At 73.0% G+C, this 21808-nt stretch carries 22 protein-coding genes; 12 read left to right on the top strand and 10 right to left on the bottom strand.

Features of this window, described 5'->3' with window-relative positions; all coding sequences use genetic code 11:
* The first annotated feature begins 187 nt into the window (after positions 1-187).
* Positions 188-622, top strand: a complete 435-nt coding sequence (locus IE239_RS08505) for a YchJ family protein (protein ID WP_190148664.1) — start codon at positions 188-190, stop codon at positions 620-622.
* 28 nt (positions 623-650) lie between these two features.
* On the opposite strand, the gene IE239_RS08500 is transcribed toward IE239_RS08505, so the two are convergent.
* Positions 651-1352: a FadR/GntR family transcriptional regulator gene (locus IE239_RS08500; RefSeq protein WP_190148663.1), complete on the bottom strand. Its 702-nt coding sequence runs from the start codon at positions 1350-1352 to the stop codon at positions 651-653.
* Between the two features lie 142 nt (positions 1353-1494).
* Here IE239_RS08500 and IE239_RS08495 point away from each other — a divergent pair, with 142 nt between their 5' ends.
* Together IE239_RS08495 and IE239_RS08490 are read left to right on the top strand one after the other, a co-directional pair.
* A complete protein-coding gene (locus tag IE239_RS08495; protein ID WP_190148662.1) occupies positions 1495-2013 on the top strand; it encodes a gluconokinase in 519 nt (172 codons plus the stop codon).
* 112 nt (positions 2014-2125) lie between these two features.
* Positions 2126-3502: a GntT/GntP/DsdX family permease gene (locus tag IE239_RS08490; RefSeq protein WP_190148856.1), complete on the top strand. Its 1377-nt coding sequence runs from the start codon at positions 2126-2128 to the stop codon at positions 3500-3502.
* Positions 3503-3667: 165 nt separating this feature from the next.
* Here IE239_RS08490 and IE239_RS08485 read toward each other — a convergent pair whose 3' ends face one another.
* The 3 genes from IE239_RS08485 to IE239_RS08475 all read right to left on the bottom strand — a co-directional run bounded on the left by IE239_RS08485 (position 3668) and on the right by IE239_RS08475 (position 6150).
* Entirely contained in the window at positions 3668-4288 is a 621-nt protein-coding gene (locus tag IE239_RS08485) for a cytochrome b/b6 domain-containing protein (protein ID WP_190148661.1), read from the bottom strand.
* Positions 4272-5105 (bottom strand): molybdopterin-dependent oxidoreductase, encoded by an 834-nt coding sequence (locus IE239_RS08480; RefSeq protein ID WP_373308072.1) that lies wholly within the window; start codon positions 5103-5105, stop codon positions 4272-4274. The genes IE239_RS08485 and IE239_RS08480 overlap by 17 nt, the downstream gene beginning before the upstream one ends.
* 67 nt (positions 5106-5172) lie before the next feature.
* Entirely contained in the window at positions 5173-6150 is a 978-nt protein-coding gene (locus IE239_RS08475; protein ID WP_190148660.1) for a hypothetical protein, read from the bottom strand.
* A gap of 464 nt (positions 6151-6614) precedes the next feature.
* Here IE239_RS08475 and IE239_RS08470 point away from each other — a divergent pair, with 464 nt between their 5' ends.
* The 4 genes from IE239_RS08470 (at position 6615) to IE239_RS08455 (ending at position 8917) form a co-directional block, all read left to right on the top strand.
* On the top strand, positions 6615-7508 hold the full coding sequence (locus IE239_RS08470) for a DMT family transporter (protein ID WP_229877947.1): 894 nt from the start codon (positions 6615-6617) through the stop codon (positions 7506-7508).
* 124 nt (positions 7509-7632) lie between these two features.
* Positions 7633-8148: an NUDIX hydrolase gene (locus tag IE239_RS08465; protein ID WP_190148658.1), complete on the top strand. Its 516-nt coding sequence runs from the start codon at positions 7633-7635 to the stop codon at positions 8146-8148.
* 56 nt (positions 8149-8204) lie between these two features.
* A complete protein-coding gene (locus IE239_RS08460; protein ID WP_190148657.1) occupies positions 8205-8597 on the top strand; it encodes a YidH family protein in 393 nt (130 codons plus the stop codon).
* Positions 8594-8917 carry a DUF202 domain-containing protein gene (locus IE239_RS08455; RefSeq protein WP_190148656.1) on the top strand — a complete coding sequence of 108 codons (324 nt, stop codon included), beginning with the start codon at positions 8594-8596 and terminating at the stop codon, positions 8915-8917. The genes IE239_RS08460 and IE239_RS08455 overlap by 4 nt, the downstream gene beginning before the upstream one ends.
* Positions 8918-9041: 124 nt before the next feature.
* On the opposite strand, the gene IE239_RS08450 is transcribed toward IE239_RS08455, so the two are convergent.
* Entirely contained in the window at positions 9042-10043 is a 1002-nt protein-coding gene (locus tag IE239_RS08450) for an NADP-dependent oxidoreductase (protein ID WP_190148655.1), read from the bottom strand.
* A 114-nt stretch (positions 10044-10157) separates the two neighbouring features.
* Here IE239_RS08450 and IE239_RS08445 point away from each other — a divergent pair, with 114 nt between their 5' ends.
* The 3 genes from IE239_RS08445 to IE239_RS08435 all read left to right on the top strand — a co-directional run bounded on the left by IE239_RS08445 (position 10158) and on the right by IE239_RS08435 (position 12927).
* Positions 10158-10454 carry a hypothetical protein gene (locus tag IE239_RS08445; RefSeq protein ID WP_190148654.1) on the top strand — a complete coding sequence of 99 codons (297 nt, stop codon included), beginning with the start codon at positions 10158-10160 and terminating at the stop codon, positions 10452-10454.
* Between the two features lie 194 nt (positions 10455-10648).
* Positions 10649-11671, top strand: coding sequence for a phosphotransferase family protein (locus IE239_RS08440; RefSeq protein WP_190148653.1), 1023 nt, complete (start codon positions 10649-10651; stop codon positions 11669-11671).
* 5 nt (positions 11672-11676) lie between these two features.
* Positions 11677-12927 (top strand): acyl-CoA dehydrogenase family protein, encoded by a 1251-nt coding sequence (locus IE239_RS08435; RefSeq protein ID WP_190148652.1) that lies wholly within the window; start codon positions 11677-11679, stop codon positions 12925-12927.
* Between the two features lie 87 nt (positions 12928-13014).
* Here IE239_RS08435 and IE239_RS08430 read toward each other — a convergent pair whose 3' ends face one another.
* The 4 genes from IE239_RS08430 to IE239_RS08415 all read right to left on the bottom strand — a co-directional run bounded on the left by IE239_RS08430 (position 13015) and on the right by IE239_RS08415 (position 19350).
* Positions 13015-13608, bottom strand: a complete 594-nt coding sequence (locus IE239_RS08430) for a TetR/AcrR family transcriptional regulator (protein ID WP_109001994.1) — start codon at positions 13606-13608, stop codon at positions 13015-13017.
* A gap of 29 nt (positions 13609-13637) precedes the next feature.
* Complete coding sequence (locus tag IE239_RS08425) at positions 13638-15311, bottom strand: class I adenylate-forming enzyme family protein (protein ID WP_190148651.1); 1674 nt, start codon at positions 15309-15311, stop codon at positions 13638-13640.
* Positions 15308-16072, bottom strand: coding sequence for an SDR family oxidoreductase (locus IE239_RS08420; protein ID WP_190148650.1), 765 nt, complete (start codon positions 16070-16072; stop codon positions 15308-15310). The genes IE239_RS08425 and IE239_RS08420 overlap by 4 nt, the downstream gene beginning before the upstream one ends.
* A 491-nt stretch (positions 16073-16563) precedes the next feature.
* Positions 16564-19350, bottom strand: coding sequence for a penicillin acylase family protein (locus tag IE239_RS08415; protein WP_190148649.1), 2787 nt, complete (start codon positions 19348-19350; stop codon positions 16564-16566).
* A gap of 209 nt (positions 19351-19559) precedes the next feature.
* Here IE239_RS08415 and IE239_RS08410 point away from each other — a divergent pair, with 209 nt between their 5' ends.
* Positions 19560-20162: a hypothetical protein gene (locus tag IE239_RS08410; protein ID WP_190148648.1), complete on the top strand. Its 603-nt coding sequence runs from the start codon at positions 19560-19562 to the stop codon at positions 20160-20162.
* 541 nt (positions 20163-20703) lie between these two features.
* Here IE239_RS08410 and soxR read toward each other — a convergent pair.
* Positions 20704-21207 carry a redox-sensitive transcriptional activator SoxR gene (gene soxR / locus IE239_RS08405; RefSeq protein ID WP_190148647.1) on the bottom strand — a complete coding sequence of 168 codons (504 nt, stop codon included), beginning with the start codon at positions 21205-21207 and terminating at the stop codon, positions 20704-20706.
* Between the two features lie 131 nt (positions 21208-21338).
* On the opposite strand from soxR, the gene IE239_RS08400 reads away from it, so the two are divergent.
* On the top strand, positions 21339-21800 hold the full coding sequence (locus tag IE239_RS08400; RefSeq protein WP_190148646.1) for a MaoC family dehydratase: 462 nt from the start codon (positions 21339-21341) through the stop codon (positions 21798-21800).
* Positions 21801-21808 lie beyond the last annotated feature (8 nt).

Genomic DNA, 21808 nt, shown 5'->3' with positions numbered 1-21808 from the left:
CCCGCGACGCGGTGATGCCGGGATGCGGTCGGGCCAGGATGCGGTCGTACCGGTATGCACTCGAACCGGTATGTGGTCGTGCCGGTATGCGGTCGCGCCGCGACGCGGTGATGCCGGGACGCGGTCGTGCCGGGACGCGGTGCCGAGGCGGCACGGTCACCGTGGCGGGCCCGGCACAATGGGCTCCATGGCCCGACGTTCCGCCCGCCCGCGCCAGGGCGCCTCCGCCGCCGTCCGCACCGTCCCCGCCGCTCCCGACGGCTGTCCGTGCGGTCGGTCCGAGCCGTACGGGGCGTGCTGCGGCCGCTACCACGCGGGAACCGTGACCGCCCCCACCGCCGAGGCGCTGATGCGTTCGCGCTACAGCGCGTTCGTGCGGGGAGACGTGCCCTACCTGCTGCGGACCTGGCATCCGCGGACGCGGCCGGAGCTGCTGGAGCTGGAACCGGGAATGCGGTGGACGGGTCTGGAGATCCTCGCCACGTCGGAGGGGAGCGCGTTCCACCAGGCCGGCGTCGTGGAGTTCCGGGCGTCGTACCGGGGTGGGGCGCTGCACGAGCGCAGCCGGTTCGAGCGGGTGGACGGGGCCTGGGCGTACGTGGACGGCGAGTTCCCCGGGTAGCCGGCCCCGACGGGGGGCCGCGGGCCGGTCAGGGCGCGAGGATGTCGAGTTCCTGTAGGGCGCCGACCGTGATCTCGCGGGTGAGCCGCTCCGCGCGCACCGGGTCGCCCTCGCGGACCGCTTCGGCGACCTGCACGTGCAGCGTGACGGCGGCCGGGTCGGGGTCCTCGAACATGACCTCGTGATGGGTGCGGCCGGCCAGCACCTCCGCGACGACGTCGCCGAGCCGGGCGAACATCTCGTTGCCGGACGCGGTGAGGATCACCCGGTGGAAGGCGACGTCGTGGACGAGGTAGTCCTCGAGGCGGTTGCCGCGTGAGGTGGCCACCATGCCCAGCGCGCAGCGCGTCAGCTCGGCGCACTGCTCCGCCGTGGCGTGCGTCGCCGTCAGCGCCGCCGCGACCGGCTCGACCGCCGAGCGCAGGACGGTGAGCGAGCGCAGCTGCTGCGGGCGGTCGGAGCCGGCCAGCCGCCAGCGGATGACCTGCGGGTCGTAGACGTTCCACTCTGCCCTGGGGCGCACCGTGACGCCCACGCGGCGGCGGGACTCGACCAGGTGCATGGATTCCAGCACACGCACCGCCTCGCGCATCACGGAGCGGGAGACGTCGAAGCGCTGAGCCAGTTCGTCGGTGCGCAGGACGCTGCCCGGCGGGTACTCACCCGCGGTGATGGCGGGGCCCAGGGCGTCCAGTACTCGGCCGTGCAGACCCCGGCCCGGAGTGGTCATGCACACAGAGTACGCGGTAGATCACGAAGCCAAAAAGTCAGACTTATTTGTCACAGCCTCTTGAATTCGTCGTACCTAATCGGTTTCAGTGTCGTCGACGTCAGGTGTGGCGTCAGGTGTCGACGAAGACAGCGAGGCGAAGATGCGCACCCCCCATGTCGTCGTGGTGATGGGCGTCGCGGGCACGGGCAAGACCACCATCGGTCCGCTGCTCGCCGCCCGGCTGGGCGTCCCGTACGCCGAGGGCGACGACTTCCACCCGCCGGCCAACATCGCCAAGATGTCGGCCGGCACCCCGCTCGACGACGACGACCGGTGGCCGTGGCTCGACGCCATCGGCGCCTGGGCGGACGGGCGGGCCGGGCTCGGCGGGGTGGTCAGCTGCTCGGCGCTGAAGCGGTCGTACCGCGACCGGCTGCGGGCAGCGGCCCCGGGAGTCGTCTTCGTGCACCTGGCCGGCGACCGGTCCCTGATCGAGGACCGCATGGCGCACCGGCGGGGGCACTTCATGCCGACCGCGCTGCTGGACTCCCAGTTCGCCACGCTCGAGCCGCTCCAGGCCGACGAGGCGGGCGTCGTCGTCGACGTCTCCGGGGGCCCCGAAGCCATCGCCGGCCGGGCCGTGACGGCGCTCGCCGCCCTTCCCGACCCGCCCGCGTGAACCCGCTCCCCCTCCCGGCCGGGTGACCTCCTCCGGCCGCGTACCCCTCTCTCCTCTCCCCTCCCCCGTCCCGAACAACCGCAAGGGAACCCCCGTGAGACTCAGCGTCGAGATGCTGGCGGCGGACGCGGTCGAGCCGATCACCTCGGCCGGCCACGCACGACTGGGCATCGCCGTTCTGGCGGGCATCGCCGTGATCGTCCTGCTCATCACCAAGTTCAAGCTGCACGCCTTCCTGGCGCTGACCATCGGCTCGCTCGCGCTCGGCGCGTTCGCCGGGGCGCCCCTCGACAAGGCCATCGCCTCCTTCACCACCGGGCTGGGCGCCACGGTCGCCGGGGTGGGCGTGCTGATCGCGCTGGGCGCGATCCTCGGCAAACTGCTCGCGGACTCCGGCGGCGCCGACCAGATCGTGGACACGATCCTCGCCAAGGCCGGCGGCCGCTCGATGCCGTGGGCGATGGTGCTGATCGCCTCCGTCATCGGCCTGCCGCTGTTCTTCGAGGTCGGCGTGGTGCTGCTGATCCCGGTGGTGCTGATGGTCGCCAAGCGGGGCAACTACTCGCTCATGCGGATCGGCATCCCGGCGCTGGCCGGTCTGTCGGTGATGCACGGACTCGTCCCGCCGCACCCCGGCCCGCTGGTCGCGATCGACGCGGTCGGCGCCGATCTGGGCGTCACGCTGGCGCTCGGCGTTCTCGTCGCCGTGCCGACGGTCGTCGTGGCCGGCCCGCTGTTCTCGAAGGTCGCCGCCCGCTGGGTCGACGTCCCGGCCCCCGACCGCATGATCCCGCAGCGGCCCTCCGAGGAACTGGAGCGGCGCCCAGGCTTCGGCGTCACGCTGGCGACCATCCTGCTGCCGGTCGCGCTGATGCTGTCCAAGGCGCTCGTCGACATCGTCGTGGACGACCCCGAGCAGACCGTGCAGCGCGTGTTCGACGTCGTCGGCTCGCCGCTGATCGCGCTGCTCGCCGCGGTGCTCCTCGGCATCTTCACGCTGGGCCGGCCCGCGGGCTTCAGCAAGGAGCGGATCTCACGGCTCGTGGACAAGGGGCTCGCGCCCATCGCGGGCATCCTGCTGATCGTCGGCGCGGGCGGCGGCTTCAAGCAGACGCTGATCGACTGCGGCGTGGGCCGGATGGTCCTGGACGTCTCCAAGGACTGGTCGATACCGGCCCTGCTGCTGGCCTGGCTGATCGCCGTGGCGATCCGGCTGGCGACCGGTTCGGCGACCGTGGCGACGATCTCGGCGGCCGGCCTCGTCGCGCCGCTCGCGGCCGACATGTCGACGACGCACACCGCCCTGCTGGTCCTGGCCGTCGGCGCCGGCTCGCTGTTCTTCAGCCATGTCAATGACGCCGGCTTCTGGCTGGTCAAGGAGTATTTCGGGCTGAGCGTCGGCCAGAACGTCAAGACCTGGTCGGTCATGGAGACCATCGTCTCGGTGGTCGCCGGCGGCGTGGTCCTGCTGCTCTCGCTCGTCCTCTAGGGAGTGCGGGGCCTGCGGAGCGGACGGGGAGGGGCGGGAGCACACGACGAGTCGCCCCCGTCCCGCATCGGCGGCCGGGCCCGCCCCGGTCACCGGGCCGGGCCCGGCTCGCCGCGGTCCTGCGCACGGGGACCGGCCGGGGCGTCCCGAGGTGACCGACGGGAGTCAGGGCCGCCACAGACGGTGTTCCCGCTCCGCCCATTCCCGGCTCACCGACCCGGTGCGCATGCCGCGGCGGGCCTCCGGGTCGCCCAGGGCCATGCCGATGTGGCCGGCCAGGACCACGCCGATGGTCAGGGCCAGCCAGTCGTGGACGAAGGTCGCACTGGTGCGCCACATGATCGGGGTGAGGTGGGTGAACCACATGAGCAGGCCCGTGCCGAGCATGACCAGGGTCGCCCCCGCGATCCAGGACGCGTAGACCTTCTGCCCGGCGTTGAACTTGGCCGCCGGCCGCGACTCCCGGCGCTTGTCCCGGTGCAGGGCCGCCCGCAGCCAGCGCCGGTCGTGCGGGCCGAAGCGGTTGAGGTGTCCGAGGTCGGCGCGGAACGCGCGGGAGAGCAGGCCGGCCAGCACGGGCACGGGCAGGGCCAGCCCCGCCCACTCGTGGACGCGGACCACCAGCTCACGGCGGCCCACGAGCTGGGCGAACTCGGGGACGTACAGGAAGGACGCGGTCACCACGCACACGCCCATCAGCAGGGCCGTGGTGCGGTGCACCCACCGCTCGGCGCGGGTGAAGCGGCGCACCTCCGCGGCGGGCCGCGCCTCAGCTCGTAGGATCATCGTCCCGCCCGTTCGAACGGCCGACCCAGGCGTCGACGTCGTAGCCGCGGTCCTCCCAGTAGCCGGGGCGCACCTTCTCGGTGACGGTGATGCCGGAGAGCCACTTGGCGGACTTGTAGAAGTACATGGGGGCCACATACAGGCGGACGGGTCCGCCGTGGTCGTGGCCGAGGTCCTTGTCCTGCATCCGCAGCGCGACCAGGACGTCGGCGCGACGGGCCTGGGCCAGCGTGAGGCTCTCGGTGTAGGCGCCGTCGAAGCAGGTGAAGCGGATCGCGCCGGCCGCGCTCCGCACGCCGGCCGCGTCCAGCAGCGCGGACAGCCGTACGCCCTCGAAGGGGGTGCCCGGCACCCGCCAGCCGGTGACGCACTGGACGTCCTTGACCATCCGGGTCTGGGGCATGGCCCGCAGCTCGGCCAGCGTGTAGGTGGCGGGCCGCTCGACCAGGCCGTCCACGGTGAGGCGGTAGTTCGCGGCGTTCTTGTGCGGCACGGACGAGGTCACCGAGTAGTAGCGGAAGCCGCCGCCGTTGGGGAGCAGCCCGGTGAGACCGGTGGGGTCCCTGTCGGCCGCGCTGCCGAGGAAGGCCTCGAGGCCGCGCTGGAGCGGGGGCGCGGCGATCACGCCCATGGCGCCCAGGGCGAGCGTGCCGAGGAACACCCGCCGGCCGACGGGCGTACCGCGTTCCCCGGACGGCTCGGGAGAGTCCGGGCGCTCGGACCGCCCCGGCCGCTCGGGGGGTCCCGGCGGTTCGGACGGTCCTGGTTGTTCCGGCGGTGCGGGGCGTCCGGGTCGCTCGGACGGTTCGGGGTTCACCCTTCCATTCGAGCACCCGGGGGCCCGCCGGGGCCAGGGATCCCGGGCCGACGTCAGACTTCCGTCATCACTTCCCGCCCGCCTCCGGGCAGCGGCGCGCCCCGCCGGTCCGGAGCGCGGCTGCCCGGGCCGTCCGGAAGGCCTCGCCCGGGTCGCGGTCCGGGTACGACCAGGGCTGGTGGGTGACATGCCGGCCGATGCGCTGGAAGAGGGCGGCGGCCTCGGCGCCCCGGCCCTCGCACACCTTGGCGTGGGCGAGGAAGTTCAGGTCGACCAGACGCCGGGGGTGGCCGTCGTGCTCCCACTCCAGCCACCAGTCGAAAGCGGCCTTCATCACGTCCCGGGCTCGGTCGTCGCGCCAGTGCCCGGACGCGGCTGCGTCGGCCGGCGCGAAGCCGTGGGCGGCCAGCACGCGGTAGCGCTCGGCGTGCGCGACGACCGGGAGGATGACCAGCGGGGAGTCCGCGGGGGCCTGCTCGGCGGCCCAGGCCGCGAACTCGTACACCTCGTGCAGCGGGTCCGGGCCGCCGTCCGCACGGCGTTCGGCGAGCCGGGCGACCATGAGGTGGTGCGCGTGGTGGTGGTCGCGGTGCCGGGAGCGGATCTCCTCGAAGATCCGCACCGTCTCCGCCCCGCCCGTCCGCTCCAGTTGCAGCAGACCGAGCCAGGGAGTCGGGTCGGCGGGGGCCAGCTCGGCGGCCGACCGGCACGCGGCGCGGGCGAGGGCCGGGTCCTCCTTGCCGCGCAGGGCCCGGCGGACCCGGGCCAGGGCCAGCAGAGCGGCGGCGTCGGCGCAGCCGGGTTCGGCGGTCAGCCAGTCGTCGGCCCAGGCGGCCGCGTACGGCTCGAGGGCGAGGACGGCGACCCGGTGTGCGCGCCGGTCCCAGTCGTCGCCGGTACGGGCCAGCAGGGAACGCACCGGCTGTCGGCGGCCCTGGGTCAACGCGGCACGGGCGACGCCGAGTTGGACGTCGTCCAGGGCCGGATCGGGAGTCGGGGCCGGGCACTGCCGGTCACGGCCGAGGGGTGGCGGGGGTAAGGGCACCGCGAGACTTCCTCATCCTCGTCGGCGGCGGCTCTGGCATCGGCCCGCGATCGGCCGATCACACACAGCCAATCCCCAGCCGGCGCCCAGCGTCAAGGGCCGGGAACCGTGACGCGCGTCGGCCGCCGCACGGCGGAGAACGCCCGGGCGGCGCCCCGCCGCTGGTGGGACCGGTCGCGGCCGGGACCCTCCGGCGCGGGTGTGGCGTACGCCATGGCGCGGCCCGGCCGCAGCCCACACCATGGCGATACGGCCTCCACGGCCGTACGGTCGCGCCCCGGCCCCTCGGCCCCGGCGCCGCGGGCGAGTCGAACGCCCGGTCAGGGGTACTCCCGGAAGCATCGGCCCGGGGCGTGCCCGAAGCGAAGACTCCCGGCACTCCCAGGGCACTGGGGGCGCTGAAACGCTACAGTCGGCCCCACGCACCCCGTCCGTGGTCCGACCGGATGATCGAGGTACGCAGCGTGTCGGTTCTGGTTCTGGTTCTCGCCGTGAGCGCCGCCTGCTGTCTGGGCTTCGGGTTCGTGCTCCAGCAGAACGCGGCCCAGAGGGCGCCGCTCGGCGACTTCCTCTCCCCCCGGCTGCTGCTCGACCTGATGAAGGTGCCGCGCTGGCTCGGCGGCATCGGCCTGATGGTGGCCGGCATGGGGCTGGGCGCGGTCGCCCTCGGCCAGGGCGAGATCTCCCTGGTGGAACCGCTGCTCGCGACGAACCTGCTCTTCGCTCTCGCGCTCTCCCGGCACCAGACGAAGCAGCCGCTCGGCCGCCAGGGCTGGTCGGGTCTGCTGCTGCTCGCGGGCGGGGTGACCGCCTTCATCGTGGCGGGCCAGCCGCGCGGCGGCACGGCGGTCGCGAACCCGCTGCGGCACTGGCTGATCATCGGCGTGACGGTCGGGCTGGCGCTGCTGCTGACGGCGTACGCCAAGCGTTCCCGGCTGAGTTCGGGCCCGCTCCTGCTCGCCCTCGCGGCGGGTCTGCTGTACGGCGTCCAGGACGCCCTGACCCGGATCAGCGGGCAGCGTTTCGGCGCGGGCGGCCTCGGTGAGCTGCTCACCGGCTGGCAGCCGTACGCGGTGGTCGCGCTCGGTGTGACCGGGCTCGTGCTCGTCCAGAGCGCTTTCGAGACGGCGCCCCTGCGGATGTCGCTGCCCGCGCTGACCGCGGCCCAGCCGCTCGCGGGGATCCTCTGCGGCGTGGGCTTCCTCGGCGACCGGCTGCACACCGACACCGGCGCGCTGGCCTGGGAGGCGGCGGGGCTCGCGGCGATCGTCGCGGGCATCGTGCTCCTCGGGCTGCATCCGGCGATGCCGCGCGGCACGACGCAGAGCGAGCGCGTGCCGGACTTCCAGCCGCAGTGACCCGGCCGCCGTCGCCCCACCGGCCGGCCCTGTCCGAGCACCACCGGCTCGCCCCCCGTCCGCACAGCACGCCCCGGCCCGCACAGCCCGCCCTCCGGCGACGGCGGCCTGCTTGGATGGGGGCATGAGCGCTGCTGACGAGATCCTCGACGTCGTCGACGAGAACGACCGGGTCGTGGGGCGGTCTCCACGGGGGCGGGTGTACGCCGAGGGGCTGCGGCACCGCTGCGTCTTCATCCGGGCCCGGGACACCGAGGGCCGGCTCTTCGTGCACCGCAGGACCGCGACCAAGCTGGTCTTCCCCTCGCTGTACGACATGTTCGTGGGCGGGGTGGTCGGCGCGGGCGAGGCCTACGACGACGCCGCCCTGCGCGAGGCCGAGGAGGAGCTGGGCGTGAGCGGTCTGCCCCGGCCGGAGTTCCTCTTCAAGTTCCTCTACGACGGCGGGCCCGCGGGAAGCTGGTGGTCGGCCGTCTACGAGGTCCGCTGCGAGCTTCCGGTGCGCCCCCAGGCGGAAGAGGTGGCCTGGCATGCGTTCCTGTCCGAGGAGGAGGTCGAGCGTCGTCTGTCCGTCTGGGAGTGGGTGCCGGACGGACTGGCCGCGTACCGGCGTCTGAAGGAGTTCCGTCCGACGGGCTGAGCGGGGTCCGCCGGACGGCTCGGGACGGGCGTCGGACGGCGGGTAGGGTCCGTCGGGTGATCGAGTTCGTGCAGAACGTCAGGCTGTGGTTCGCGCCCGAGCAGGTGCGGGAGGAGGGCGACACGCCCGACTACCGGTTCTCGCTGGCCAACGAGCGCACGTTCCTGGCGTGGATGCGTACCGCGCTGGCGCTGATCGGCGGGGGTTTCGCGGTGGACCAGTTCCTGCCGGACCTGCGCTGGGGCTGGCGGGTCGGGCTGGCGCTGGCCCTGCTGGCGGCGGGCGTGCTGTGCTCGTTGCGCGCCGTGAACCACTGGATGCTCTGCGAGCGGGCGATGCGCCGGGGCGAGGACCTGCCGGCGTCCCGCTTCCCGGCGCTGCTGGGCGTGGTGGTGGCGGTGGTGGCCGTGGCGATGGTCGTGGTGGTGCTGGTGGGGTGGGAGGGGTGAGCGGGGAGGCGCTGTCCGCGCGCGACCCCGGGCTCCAGCCGGAGCGGACCCGGCTGGCCTGGCGGCGTACGACGCTGGCGAGCACCGTCACCGCCGTGCTGGCCGGGAAGACGGCGCTGCACGGCGGCCCCTCTTCCTTCGGGATCGTCGCCTGCGCGCTGTGCAGCGGCCTGTGGCTGGCCTTCCTGGCGCTCGCCCACCACCGGATCCGGGCCCTCGCCGCCACGGCGAGTCCGGCACCCCTCGCTCCGCGGCACGCCACGTCGGTGGTCCTGTGCGCCATCGCGACGGCGGTGTGCGCCCTGGCACTGGTGGTCTAGGCCAGGTCTGGGCCCCGGCCCGGACGCCGTCGACCCGCTTTCCCGCCCCGGACTCCGCCCGAATCCCCGACACGGAGTCCGCACGGATTCCCGGCCCGGAGCGTCCCGGCGCGGGCCCCGGCCGTCACCCCGTGCTCTTGCTCGGGTCCGCGCTCGCGGCGTCCGCCCTGCCCGTGCCGTCCGCGCCGTCGGCCTCGTCCTGGGCGACCGTGACGACGATCTTGCCGCGGGTGCGGCCCTCCTCGTTCAGGCGGTGCGCGTCCGCCGCGCGTTCCAGCGGGAACGTCTCGGAGACGTGCACGGACACCACGCCCTGTTCGGCCAGTTCGGACAACCGGGTGAGGTCCTCGGCGTCGGGCCGGACCCAGTAGTAGCGGCCGCCGTAGCCGACGACGTCGCCGTCGGCGATCGACACCAGGCGCCCTTCCGGTGCCAGCAGGTCGGCGGAGACCCTCAGGGTGTCCCCGCCGACCGTGTCGAAGACGGCGTCCACGCCCTCGGGTGCCAGCCCGCGCACCCGCTCGGCCAGTCCCCCGCCGTAGGCGACCGGCTCGCCGCCCAGCGAGCGCACGAAGTCGTGGTTGGCCTCGCTCGCCGTGCCGATCACCCGTGCGCCCAGGTGGCGGGCGAGCTGCACGGCGATGGAGCCGACCCCGCCCGCGGCCGCGTGGACGAGGACGGTCTCGCCCCGCTTCACCTGGAGGGCCCCGGTCAGCACCTGGTAGGCGGTGAGGCCGGCCAGCGGCAGGCCCGCGGCCTCCTCCCAGGTGAGATTGCGCGGCTTGCGGGCGAGGGTGCGCACCGGCGCGGCCACGTACTCGGCGAAGGTGCCGCGCGAGAGGAAGTCCTCCCGGACGTAGCCGATGACCTCGTCGCCGACGGCGAACTCCACGACGGACACCCCGAGCCGGACGACGACCCCCGAGACGTCCCAGCCGGGGATCACCGGGAAGACGGCGTCGAGCATCGGGTCCAGGTAGCCCTCGCGCGCCTTCCAGTCGACGGGGTTCACCGCCGCCGCCCGGACCTTCACCAGCACCGAGTCGGGACCGATCTTGGGCTCGCGGACGTCCCCGTACTCGAGCGTCCCGGGGCCGCCGTAGCGGGAGTAGCTGATGGCCTTCATGCGTCCGACCCTCCGGTGTCCCCGCACGCCACGCAAGCGGAATCACCCGATACGGGCGGTTCGCGTGGCAGCCTGTGCGACGTCATCGCCCGCAGCGCCGAAGGGGAGCACCCCATGACCACCGCCCACGCCGAACACCCCGCCCACGCGCACGCGCACGGCCCGGACTGCGGGCACGACCGCATCGACCACGGCGACCACGTCGACTGCGTCCACGACGGGCATCTGCACCGGGAGCACGGCGGTCACTGGGACGAGTGCGAGCCCGCGGGCCACGTGACCCACGGCGGGCACGAGCACCGGCACGGCGAGGGCTGCGGGCACGCGCGCGTGCGGCACGGCGACCATGTGGACTACCTGCACGACGGCCACCGGCACGCCGAGCACGAAGGCCACTGGGACGACCACTGACGTCGCGGGGCGCGTCCGCAGGAGGGCGGGCGCGCGGCCGGGAACCGCCCGTCCACGGCTCCCCCGGGCACCGCCCGGGGGGCCGTCGCCTATCGTGGCCCCGATCACGTCGGGCGGGACCACTGGACGGCATACCGACCGGTCGGCATCATGGGGCGGGTCCTGTTCACCCGTCCCGCCCACAGGAGCGACGCATGAGCCCCGACCATCCGCCCGGACTCGACCTCGACCGGCTGCGCGCCCTGTTGGAGCGCGAGCGTCCCGGCCTGGTCCACGGGCCCCTGACCGGCCGGCTGATCGAGGGCGGGCGGTCGAACCTCACCTACGCGGTCTCCGACGGCACGAGCAGGTGGGTCGTCCGGCGGCCTCCGCTCGGGCACGTCCTGGCCACCGCGCACGACATGAGGCGCGAGCACCGGGTGATCAGCGCGCTCCATCCGACGAGCGTGCCGGTGCCACGGCCGGTGCTGCTGTGCGAGGACGAGCAGGTGCTCGGGGCGCCCTTCTACGTGATGGAGTTCGTCGAGGGCACTCCGTACCGGACGGCCGACGAACTCGTCCCGCTCGGCGAGCGGCGCACCCGGGACGCGATCCTGTCACTGGTCGACACGCTGGTGGAACTGCACGCGGTGGACCCCGCCGGGGTGGGCCTGGCCGACTTCGGCCGCCCCGAGGGCTTCCTGGACCGGCAGCTGCGCCGCTGGGGCAAGCAGCTGGACGCCTCCCGCAGCCGCGACCTGGCCGGGGTCGACGAACTCCACGCGGCCCTGGGCCGCGAGCTGCCGCAGTCCCCCGCGCCCGCCGTCGTGCACGGTGACTACCGGCTCGACAACGTGCTGATCGGCCCGGACGACAGCATCCGGGCCGTCCTCGACTGGGAGATGTCGACGCTCGGCGACCCGTTGACGGACCTGGGCCTGCTGGTGATGTACAGCGTGCCGCTGCGGCTGCCGGACTCCCCGATCTCCACGACGGCCGCCGCCCCCGGGCATCCGTCGCCGGCCGAGCTGATCGAGCGGTACGCGGCCCGCTCCGGGCGGGACGTGTCGGCGGTCTCCTGGTACACGGCGTTCGCCTGGTTCAAGCTCGCGGTGATCCTGGAGGGGATCCACTACCGGTACACGCTGGGCCAGACGGTGGGGCGCGGCTTCGACCGCATCGGCGAGCTCGTCCCCGTCTTCATCGAACACGGACTGACCACTCTCCAGGAAGGCTGACCGGCATGGACTTCACGTTCGACGCCCGTACCGAGGAACTCCGCGCCCGGCTGCTCGCCTTCATGGACGAGTACGTCTACCCGGCCGAGTCCGTGGCGGAGGAGCAGCGCGCGCTGCTGGCCTCGCCGTGGGACACACCCGCCGTGGTCGAGGACCTCAAGGCGGAGGCGCGCAGGCAGGGGCTGTGGAACCTCTTCCTGCCCGACGCCGAGCACGGCGCGGGTCTGACGAACCTGCAGTACGCGCCCCTGGCGGAGATCACCGGCCGTTCCCCGCATCTGGCGCCGACGGCCCTGAACTGCGCCGCGCCCGACACCGGGAACATGGAGGTGCTCGCGCAGTTCGGGGACGAGCGGCAGAAGAAGCAGTGGCTGGAGCCGCTGCTCGCCGGGGAGATCCGCTCGGCGTTCGCGATGACCGAGCCGGAGGTGGCCTCCTCCGACGCCACCAACATCACCACGCTCATCGAGCGCGACGAGGGGGGCGCCTCCCGTTCGAGCGGAGCCGAGAGCGGGGGGGAGTACGTCGTCACGGGCCGCAAGTGGTACATCTCCGGGGCGATGAACCCGGACTGCCGGATCTTCATCGTGATGGGCAAGACGGACCCGGACGCCTCCGACGTCCGCCGCCAGCAGTCCATGGTGCTCGTGCCGCGCGACACCCCGGGCGTCACCGTCGAGCGGGCCATGAAGGTCTTCGGCTACGAGGACCACTCCCACGGCGGCCACGCCGAGGTGGTCTTCGACCACGCGCGGGTGCCGGCGGCGAACCTGATCGGCGAGGAGGGCGGCGGCTTCGCCATCGCCCAGGCCCGGCTCGGCCCCGGCCGCATCCACCACTGCATGCGGCTGATCGGCATGGCCGAGCGGGCGATCGAGCTGATGTGCCGCCGGGCCGTCTCCCGCGACGCCTTCGGCAAGGCGCTGGCCCGGCAGGGCGTGGTCCACAACTGGATCGCGGACGCCCGTGTGACGGTCGAGCAGCTGCGGCTGCTGGTGCTGAAGACCGCCTGGATGATGGACACCGTCGGCAACCGGGGCGCCCACACGGAGATCCAGGCCATCAAGATCGCGACGCCCCGCGCGGTCGTCGACATCATCGACCGGGCGATCCAGCTGCACGGCGCGGGCGGCGTGAGCCAGGACTTCCCGCTGGCCGAGCTGTACGCCAGTGCGCGCACGCTGATGATCGCGGACGGGCCGGACGAGGTCCACCAGCGGTCGCTGGCCCGCCGGGAGCTGAAGAAGTACCTGTAAGTAGGCGCGGGGAGCCGGTGGGGGCGGTCGTCCTGGACGACCGCCCCCGTCGTGGTCCTCGCGGTCCGGCTTTCCTGTCCGCCGGGCCTACGGCCGCAGCGCGCGCAGCAGCAGGTCGGCGAGGTGGTCGGCGACCTCCTGCGCGCCCATCGGGCCGTCCGGGCGGTACCAGGTCGACAGGTGGTGCACGGACCCGAAGTGGTAGTCCACGACCAGGTCGGCCGGGGTCGCCGTGGAGAAGACGCCGGCCCGCTGGCCCTCCTCGACCAGTGCGCGGAAGCGTTCGTGGTAGCGCCGCCGCTCCGCGCGCACCTGCTTGTTCTTCTCGGGGCTCAGATGGTGCATCGAACGGAAGAAGATCATCGCGTCGTCGAGGTTCTCGATCGTCGTGACGACGACGTCCGCCGCCGCGCCCCGCAGCCGCTTCTCGATCGGCTCGTCGGCGCCCGCGAACGCGTCGAGCCGCTCCTGCTGGACGCGCAGCACGCGCGCGTAGACCTCGTGCAGCAGGTCGTCCTTGGACCCGAAGTAGTGGTACAGCGCGCCCTTGGTGACGCCCGCGGCCTCGACGATCTCCTGCACCGACGTGCGGTCGTAGCCCTGCTCGGCGAAGAGCCGGGTGGCGGCGGCGAGCAGCCGCTGCGGCACCGGCGTCCCGTCGCCGTCCGTAGTCCTGGGCACTGCCGCCACCTGCCTTCTTCCTCGATGTGTCACCGGCCGTCATGTGCGCGGGAACGCAGTTCCCGACGGAGGATCTTGCCAGTCGCCGTCTTGGGCAGATCGGGCAGGATCTCCACCTGACGCGGATACTTGTACGCCGCCAGCCTGTCCTTGCAGTAGGCCGCGAGCGTACCGGCATCCGCCTCGGCGCCGGGACGCAGGCTGATGTAGGCCCTGACGGTCTCGCCGCGGTAGCCGTCCGGCACCCCGACGACGGCCGCCTCGCGCACCGCCGGATGCGTGTACAGCACGTCCTCGACCTCGCGCGGCCACACCTTGAACCCGGACGCGTTGATCATGTCCTTCTTGCGGTCCACGACGTACAGCCAGCCCTGTTCGTCCATGAAGCCGATGTCGCCGGTGCGCAGCTCGCCGTCGGGGAAGGTCTCGGCCGTGGCCTCGGGCAGCCGCCAGTATCCGGGCACGACCTGCGGACCTCGTACGACGATCTCGCCCTGCTCGCCGAAGGGCGCCTCCACGCCCTGGTCGTCGACGATGCGCACGACCGTGTCGGGGCCGGGCACGCCGACGGCGAGGGTCCCGGAGGCGGGGTCGACCGGCGCCTCCAGCTGCGCCGGGACGGAGGCGCACGGCGCGGTGCACTCGGTGAGCCCGTAGCCGTTGCGGATGTAGGGCCCGAAGCCGGCCCGGAACTTCTCCACCAGGGCCGGCGGCAGCGGTGCGCCGCCGGAGGAGATGTGCGCGAAGGACGCGAAGTGGTCCCGCGTGCAGGCCGGGTGGGCGGCCAGCGCCATGAAGGCGGTGGACGGGCCGACCGTGTAGTGCGGCCGGTGCTCGGCGAACGCCTCCAGCACGACGCCCGCGTCGAAGCGGTACGTCAGGACGAGCGTGCCCGCGCTGTTCAGACAGGCGGCGAGCTGGCAGACCATGCCGGTGATGTGGAACAGGGGCGCGAGCGCGTAGTACACGGGAGCATCGGGCAGGCGCAGCCCGGTGCGCTGGCGCTCGGCGTTGTGCATGATGTTGCCGTGCGTGTTGGTGGCGCCCTTGGGGGCTCCGCTGGTGCCCGAGGTGTAGCTGATCAGGGCGATGTCGGCGGGGCCGGCGGCGCGGCCCTCGGGCGCCTGGTGTCCGGCGCGGGCGACGGCGGTGAGGTCGTCGGCGTCTGGGGCCTGCGGGAGGCGCTCGAAGGCGAGCACGCGTGTGTCGCCGCGTGTCTGGAAGTCCAGCTCGCAGCCGGTGAGCACGATCCGCACGGGCGAGTCGGCGGCCGTGTCGCGCAGATACGTCTCCCACGCGCGGTCGGAGCAGATCAGTGCCGTGACCTCGCCGTCCCGCAGGACATGGGCGACCTCCGCGGACTTGTGCATCGGGTTCACCGGCACGACGGTCGCGCCGGCCTTCCACGCGCCGAGCAGGGCGATGACGAAGAGCGGGGAGTTCTGCAGCACGACGGCGACCCGGTCGCCCCGCGCCAGGCCGCGGGCGGCGAGGTGCCCGGCGACGGAGTCGCTGAGCTCGTCGACCTCGCGGTAGCCGAGCCGGCCGTCGAAGTAGGCGAGGCAGACGCGGTCGGGGGCCTCGGCCGCGGACCGGCGGAAGGCGTGCACGAGGGTGTCGGCGGGCTGGATCGGGGCGCGCTGGGCGTCGTCGAGGAGGGCGAGCCAGGGCTTGGTCGCGTACCGGGAGGCGGACGGGGTCATTCGGCGGTCTCCCACTTCTGCTGCAGGTGGTTCATGTTGGTCAGCCAGCGGTCGGGGTCGGCGGCGCGCGCCTGGTAGTACCCGGCGACCTCGGGGTGCGGCAGGATCAGGAAGCGGTCCTCGGCGATGCCCTCGAACAGGGCGTCCGCCACGTCCTGCGGGTCGATCGCGGTCGGCTTGAGAACCAGGTCGCCCGCGCTGCCGGTGGCGTCCAGCATGTCGGTGCGCACGCCCTGGGGGCAGATCGCGTGGACCTGGATCCCCCGATGGCGGTAGGTGAGCGACAGCCATTCGGCGAAGGCGTACGCGCCGTGCTTGGTGACGCTGTAGGGGGCGGCTCCGATCATGGTGAGCAGACCGGCTGCGGAGACGGTCGACACGAACCGGCCGCGGCCGCGCTCCAGCCAGTGCGGGAGCAGTGCGTGGGCCGCGCGGACGTGGGCCATGACGTTGACGTCCCAGGCCTCGGCCCAGACGGCCGCGTCGGCCGCCTCGGAGCCGCCCGAGGCGACCCCGGCGTTGGCGCAGTACACGTCGACGGCGCCGCCGAGCGCCTCGCGGGCGCGCTCGACGATCGTGGAGGCGTCGCCGGGCACCGCGACGCCGCCGATCTCGGCGGCCACCGCCTCGGCCCGCCCGGCGTCCAGGTCGTTGACGACGACCCGGGCGCCCTCGGCGGCGAAGCGGCGGGCCAGCGCGGCCCCGATGCCGCCTCCGGCTCCGGTCACGACCACTGCGGCATCCTGCACGGCTTCCACCATCGGTCTCCTTAGACGCGGCTGCGGCACGAATCGGCTCTGCGCGCCAGACTAACCAGTCGGTATGTTGCGACGGAAGGGTTGCCGGGGATCGCCGCCGGGCCCGGCGGCCCCGACGGGACACCAGGACCCCTTCTCGTCCGTGCGAGTCGTGACGTACGCCGAGGCCCCATGGTCGCAGGCCGCAGCCCGCGCGCGGGCGCGAACGCGGGCGGATGCCCGGGGGCGCCCAGGGTGCGGTTGCCGGCGTCGGGCGGTCGCCAGGGGCAGGCCCGGGTGCGGACCGTGCCGGGCACACGCGCGTGTGCACTCGCCGGGACGTGACCGTCGACGCGGCGACGGCTCCGGCGGGGCGGGACTCCGGCAGGGGGCGGCGCTTCGGCCGGGGCGGGACTCCGCGCCCGGGGCGACGGCGACGTCGTGCACTCCGAACCGGCGCGGCGGATGCCGACGGCGGGCCGCGTCCATCAGGACACGGCCCGCCGTCGCGGGTACTACCGGTGCGAGGTGAACTCCACCACCTGCTGGAAGGTGGGGCGGTTCTGCCAGCTGATGTTGCCGTGCTTGATGCCGCCCAGCGTGCGCTGGACGATCGAGTCGGCGCACCACTGGTTGCCCGCCGCGCACAGGGCGTCGCCGGGGTAGACCTGGGCCGCGGTCTTGCCGGCCGCCGTCTTCAGGGTGCTGATCAGAACGTCACGGCAGCCGCCGAGGGTGCCGCCGCCGCAGTACTTCTGCGTCAGTCCGCCCTGCACCGGCTCGCCGAGCACCGCTCGGACGTCCTTGTCGACATAGCTCCACCAGCCGTACTGGAAGGAGCTGCCGGCGTGCGCCCCGGTCGGTCCGTGGGCGGCCGACGGCGCCTCGTCCACGGGCAGGTTGACGGTGAACGCGCTGTACAGGTCGGCGCCGAGACCGGGTTCGAACTCGGCCTTCACCAGCAGCGGCCACCAGGCGTCCAGGATGCGGATCGCGTCGGCGTCGGCGTAGGTCTTGGAGCCGGCCTTCGTCTCCGTGCGCCTGCCGCCCGCCGTGAGCCAGGTCTGGAGCTTGGTCACCGCGGCAGCGGCCGTGGAGTCGGTGACCGGGGAGCTGTTGACCACCTTCAGCAGGTCGGGCAGGACGTCCTCGGCCCGCAGGTCGACGAGGGCCGCGTCGGCCATCGCCTTCGTGAGGGACGCGCGCGTGACGCCGCCGGCCGCGACCAGCTTCTTCACCCGGTCCTCCAGCAGGTTGCCGCGGTGCACGGACCCGTCGCCCCACGAGGCCGTCGCGTAGTCCTTGGCCTGCTTGTTGTTCCAGGAGATGTAGTAGTCCTGGTCGATGGAGTTGGGGTGCGCCGAAGGAGGCGTGTACGCGGCCGTGTTGGTGGCCGGGACCCAGTTCTTCCACTCGTACTGCGCCTGCGCCCACACCGGGAACTCGGCGTCTACGCCGCTCGCGCGCACCGGGTTGTCACCGCTGTTGTAGTAGGCGGTGTGGGAGGAGTCGGCGTAGAACCAGTTGAAGGTGTAGTTGATGTGCTGCACCGCGTTCTGGAAGGTCTGCGGGCTCTTGACGTAGTCCGGGTCGTTCAGCATCTGGAAGCCGATGATCGAGTCGGCCTCGTGCATGAAGGACGAGCGCAGGGTGGTGTAGGCGACCTTCTTGCCGCCGACGGTCGCCCGGTACTGCACGGGGCCGTACTTGGTGCGGTAGACGCGCATGGTGTACGAGCCGGCGGCCGTCGCGTCGGCGGTCGTCGGCTTCCAGGCGTTCTTCTGCTCGACGACGTCCATGGCCGTGCAGACGCCGTGGTACAGGTAGTGGTAGTCGTCCTGGCACAGTTCGACCGCGTAGGAGTCGATGATGTCCTGGCCGGACGTCGTGGCGCTCCACGCGTAGTCCTGGCCGCGGCCGAGCTCGACGTACATGCTCAGGCCCGCGAAGGAGGCGCCGCGGGCGCTGATGCCCGGGCCCTGGATCTCCTGGAGCATGAGCAGCTGGGGGGCGAAGTAGCCGGTCTGCGGGCCGAAGACGGCGATCGGGTGGCCGCTGGCCGTCGACCGGCCGCTCACCACGAGGGCGTTGGACATGCCGCGCCGGGCCGAGCCGAGGGCGGACGCGGTGGCCGCGGCGGCGGTGGCGGAGGCGCTCTGGGTGCCGCCGGTGCCGGTGGCATCGTAGACCAGCGGCTGCGTGGTCACCGATCCGTCGTCGGGCAGCGCCGCGCCCTGCGGGCTCGCCGGCTTGGCGGCGTACGGGAAGCTCTCGCCGTCGTGGACGGTCAGGACGGCCTCGGGGTCGTTGCGCTCGCGGAAGGCCTCCCAGACCTGGGTGCCCTGTTCCACGCCGTACTTCTCCTGCGCGGCGAGCAGCGACACGGCGTTGTCGACCTCGCCGCCGCCGCCGGAGCCGAAGAGCGTGCCGATGACCGAGGCCAGCGCCACCAGGTCGGTGATCTTGAAGTGGTCGATGGTGCCGGCGTTGGTGATTGAGTCCTTGTGGCCGGTCAGGACGTATTCACCGGGGAAGTAGCGGCCGCTGTCGGATGCGTCGATGTACGCGTTGATGCCGGCCAGGTAGGCGCCCGCGTCGGCGAGGGCCTGCTGACCGCGGGCGCCGTTGGTCGCGACGGCGTTGTCGATCTGGGCCTGGAGGTCTGCCTCGGTGTACGGAGCACTGCGCCAGAACTGCTGTTCCAGGCCCTGGTTGGAGGGGGCGCCGCCCGCGAAGGCGGTGAGCTGGCCGCGGCCGACATGGCGGAACACGTCCATGAGCCAGAGCCGGTCCTGGGCGGCGGCGTATCCGGCGCCGAACTCGGTGCCGTACCGGGTGGTGCCGGTGATGTGCGGGACGCCCGTCTTCTTGTCGCGGACGATCGTCACGTCGTCGCGGCCCGCCGGGGCCAGGGTGGAGGCGACTTGATCGGAGGGAACGCCGAAGGACGCGTCGTTGAAGAAGGTGTTGATCGTCGCGTTGGTGAGCGTGGGGTAGCCCTTGGCGAGGTTGGCATAGGGGCCCAACTGGTCCTCGGCATGGTCGGGCTGGACCCCGAATGCCTGGTTGAGCAGGACCTGGGCGAGCGTGGCGTTGCCGTTCTCGCCCGGCGGCAGGATGTCGGAACACTGGCCGCCGCAGTAGTCGTTCGAGGCCGTGGCCTCGGCAGCTGCCGCGACTTGCGTGATCGGCGACAGAAGACCGGCGATCAGTGCGCATACGGAGGCTGTCTTCAGGAACCCGGGGAATCTGCCGGGAGTTCTCAGTCTGTCGAGAGTATTGCGTGGGGTTCGCCGAGGCATCGGCTGCTCCTAGCGATGGGGGTGGCCGGAAGGTTACCGCCGGTAGCACCAGAATTTGAAGATGAACAAGCGTCAAGTTTTCGGCTGGTGGGGGCCGTCGGAGATCGGATGGAGCCGAATCGGATGTCGATACGTCTATTCGACGACGTCCGTACGACGACGCCGAAGTGACCGAAGTGCAGGTACAGATGTGACGGAGGTGCAAGGCGATGGCCGGTTTCCGGAGTCTGGCGAGACAGGTGCGAGACTCGCGCTGCGATCTGGCGCTGAGGCGGTACTCCCTGCGCAAGTGCCTTGAGCGGTTCGCCCCCTACGGACACAGAGCGACGTGGGACCACCTGTGCTCGCGGGCCGGGTTCGGTCCGGAGGACCGCTCCCCCGATCCGGCGCGGCTCGTGGCCGCGTTGGACGAACTGGAGGAGGCACGGGCCGTATGGCTGGCCTACGAGGTCGAGTTCGCCGAGCGCCGCAGGAAGGAGAAGCACCTCGGACTGCGCAGGCCCGGCGCCGTGGACGACTGGCACCGGCTGACCTGGGGCGGTTTCGGCGTCGCCTGGTGCGACGACCCGCGGGTCCACCCTCGGGAGCCGCTGGCCGAGGTGCTGCGCAGGCTGATCGCCGCGCTGGAGCGTGAACCGGGCGCCGAGTGCCCGGTGTGCGGCGGCGACCGGCTGCCCTGGAAGTACGAACTGGACCACGAACCCTCGTCGGGCCCGGTCTGCGCGGACTGCGGGATCCTCGTGCCGCGCCCGGTCCTCACCCCCGAGGCCCTGGCCTACGCCAGGCGTGGACGACTGCTGATGTCGGCCTGAGAGCGCGGCGGGGCCACCGGGCGGCGGCGGGGTGCGCCGGGGATGCCGCATCCCCTGTTCCGCCGGTCGCCCCGGGTGCCGGCGACGGTCCTCCCCGGCCCGTCGTCGACGGCGGATGTACCCCCGCGTGCCGGACCAGGCCCACGGCACCTGGCCCACCGCGCGGGCGGACGGCGCGGACCCCCGGGCACGCGGGTGCCGGCGTCTGCGCGCGCCTCGACGTCATGGGGCGGAACCGAGGATCTGCACGTCCGCCGACGACCTGGAGCACGGTCCGCCGACCGGTCTCCACCCATCTGCCGGGACGCGGACTACCGCTGGTCCCCAGCCCGTTCGGGGGGCTCACGGCAGCGAGCGGATCCTGCGGATCCTGGAGACCGCGACCGGACGCGCGACGGTGTCGGGACGCGGGCCGCGCCCGCGCGAGGGCGTGGCGATCCGACCGGCCGTCGACCGCCGGAACCCCGCGCCCTGGGGCAGGGCGGCCGGCGGGGCGGCGCAGCCGACGCGCGAGGGCGGCGCCGGGCAGGAACGGGACGGCTCAGCGCCCCCCGCACGCGCCGCCCTCGCACACGCCGTCGCCGGACTCCTTCCGCTCCACCAGCAGCCGTGAGCCGGAGGCCTGTCGGCCGAGCACGTCGTCGGGGTTGGACAGGACACAGGTCGCCAGGGACAGGCAGCCGCAGCCGATGCAGTCGGTGAGGTGGTCCCTCAGGCGGTTGAGCTGCCGGATCCGCTCGTCCAGTTCCGCGCGCCACGCCCGGGAGAGGCGGGCCCAGTCCTCCCGGGTGGGGGTCCGCTCCTCGGGGAGCTCGGCCAGGGCGTCGCGGATCGTGGCCAGGGGAATGCCGACCCGTTGCGCCGCGCGGACGAAGGCGACACGGCGCAGCGCGTCGCGGTCGTAGCGGCGTTGGTTGCCGGCCGTGCGCCGGCTGCTGATCAGGCCCTTGGACTCGTAGAAGTGCAAGGCGGAGACGGCGGCGCCGCTGCGCGCGGCAAGCTGACCGACCGTGAGCTCGTGGATCTTCCCGGGAATCTGCGGCACCCCCGGAACCCTACCCACCCCGCTCGCCGCCGGGTCCGTTGACATCGACCCGGCGACATACCATGCTAAGCAGTCGCTTAGACCCATGGCGCGGTGACATGGGCAGCCGGTGACGCGAGAGGGCCGCAGACATGGCAGAGCCGAGGATCTTCACGTCCGCCGACGACCTGAAGGCGGCGGTGGGCGAGCAACTGGGGTACACCGACTGGGTCCAGGTCGACCAGAAGCGGATCGACCTCTTCGCGGAGGCCACCGGCGACCACCAGTGGATCCATGTCGACCCGGAGAAGGCCGCCGCCGGCCCCTTCGGCACGACCATCGCGCACGGCTATCTCACTCTCTCCCTGCTGCCTCTCTTCGGCCCGCAGCTGATCACGGTCGAGAACGTGAAGATGGGCGTCAACTACGGGACGAACAAGGTACGTTTCCCGGCGCCCGTCCCGGTCGGCTCGCGGCTGCGCGCGACAGCGACGATCACCGGCGTCGAGGACGTGACCGGCGGCGTCCAGGTCGCCGTCGCCTTCACGGTGGAGCGCGAGGGCGGGGACAAGCCGGTGTGCGTGGCGGAGTCGGTCTCCCGGTACTACCTCTGAGCCCGGGC

It is taken from the genome of Streptomyces humidus (genome assembly GCF_014649655.1).
GTDB lineage: Bacteria > Actinomycetota > Actinomycetes > Streptomycetales > Streptomycetaceae > Streptomyces > Streptomyces humidus.
Note: the sequence above shows the minus strand (reverse complement) of the source record. Positions and strands in the feature narration are given on the sequence as shown.

Excerpts from the sequence above, each read along its gene's own strand:
- IE239_RS08505 (WP_190148664.1), top strand. The coding sequence starts at position 188 with ATGGCCCGACGTTCCGCCCGCCCGCGCCAGGGCGCCTCCGCCGCCGTC.
- IE239_RS08500 (WP_190148663.1), bottom strand. The coding sequence starts at position 1,352 with ATGACCACTCCGGGCCGGGGTCTGCACGGCCGAGTACTGGACGCCCTG.
- IE239_RS08495 (WP_190148662.1), top strand. The coding sequence starts at position 1,495 with ATGCGCACCCCCCATGTCGTCGTGGTGATGGGCGTCGCGGGCACGGGC.
- IE239_RS08490 (WP_190148856.1), top strand. The coding sequence starts at position 2,126 with ATGCTGGCGGCGGACGCGGTCGAGCCGATCACCTCGGCCGGCCACGCA.
- IE239_RS08485 (WP_190148661.1), bottom strand. The coding sequence starts at position 4,288 with ATGATCCTACGAGCTGAGGCGCGGCCCGCCGCGGAGGTGCGCCGCTTC.
- IE239_RS08465 (WP_190148658.1), top strand. The coding sequence starts at position 7,633 with ATGAGCGCTGCTGACGAGATCCTCGACGTCGTCGACGAGAACGACCGG.
- IE239_RS08450 (WP_190148655.1), bottom strand. The coding sequence starts at position 10,043 with ATGAAGGCCATCAGCTACTCCCGCTACGGCGGCCCCGGGACGCTCGAG.
- IE239_RS08445 (WP_190148654.1), top strand. The coding sequence starts at position 10,158 with ATGACCACCGCCCACGCCGAACACCCCGCCCACGCGCACGCGCACGGC.
- IE239_RS08440 (WP_190148653.1), top strand. The coding sequence starts at position 10,649 with ATGAGCCCCGACCATCCGCCCGGACTCGACCTCGACCGGCTGCGCGCC.
- IE239_RS08435 (WP_190148652.1), top strand. The coding sequence starts at position 11,677 with ATGGACTTCACGTTCGACGCCCGTACCGAGGAACTCCGCGCCCGGCTG.
- IE239_RS08425 (WP_190148651.1), bottom strand. The coding sequence starts at position 15,311 with ATGACCCCGTCCGCCTCCCGGTACGCGACCAAGCCCTGGCTCGCCCTC.
- IE239_RS08420 (WP_190148650.1), bottom strand. The coding sequence starts at position 16,072 with ATGGTGGAAGCCGTGCAGGATGCCGCAGTGGTCGTGACCGGAGCCGGA.
- IE239_RS08415 (WP_190148649.1), bottom strand. The coding sequence starts at position 19,350 with ATGCCTCGGCGAACCCCACGCAATACTCTCGACAGACTGAGAACTCCC.
- IE239_RS08410 (WP_190148648.1), top strand. The coding sequence starts at position 19,560 with ATGGCCGGTTTCCGGAGTCTGGCGAGACAGGTGCGAGACTCGCGCTGC.
- IE239_RS08400 (WP_190148646.1), top strand. The coding sequence starts at position 21,339 with ATGGCAGAGCCGAGGATCTTCACGTCCGCCGACGACCTGAAGGCGGCG.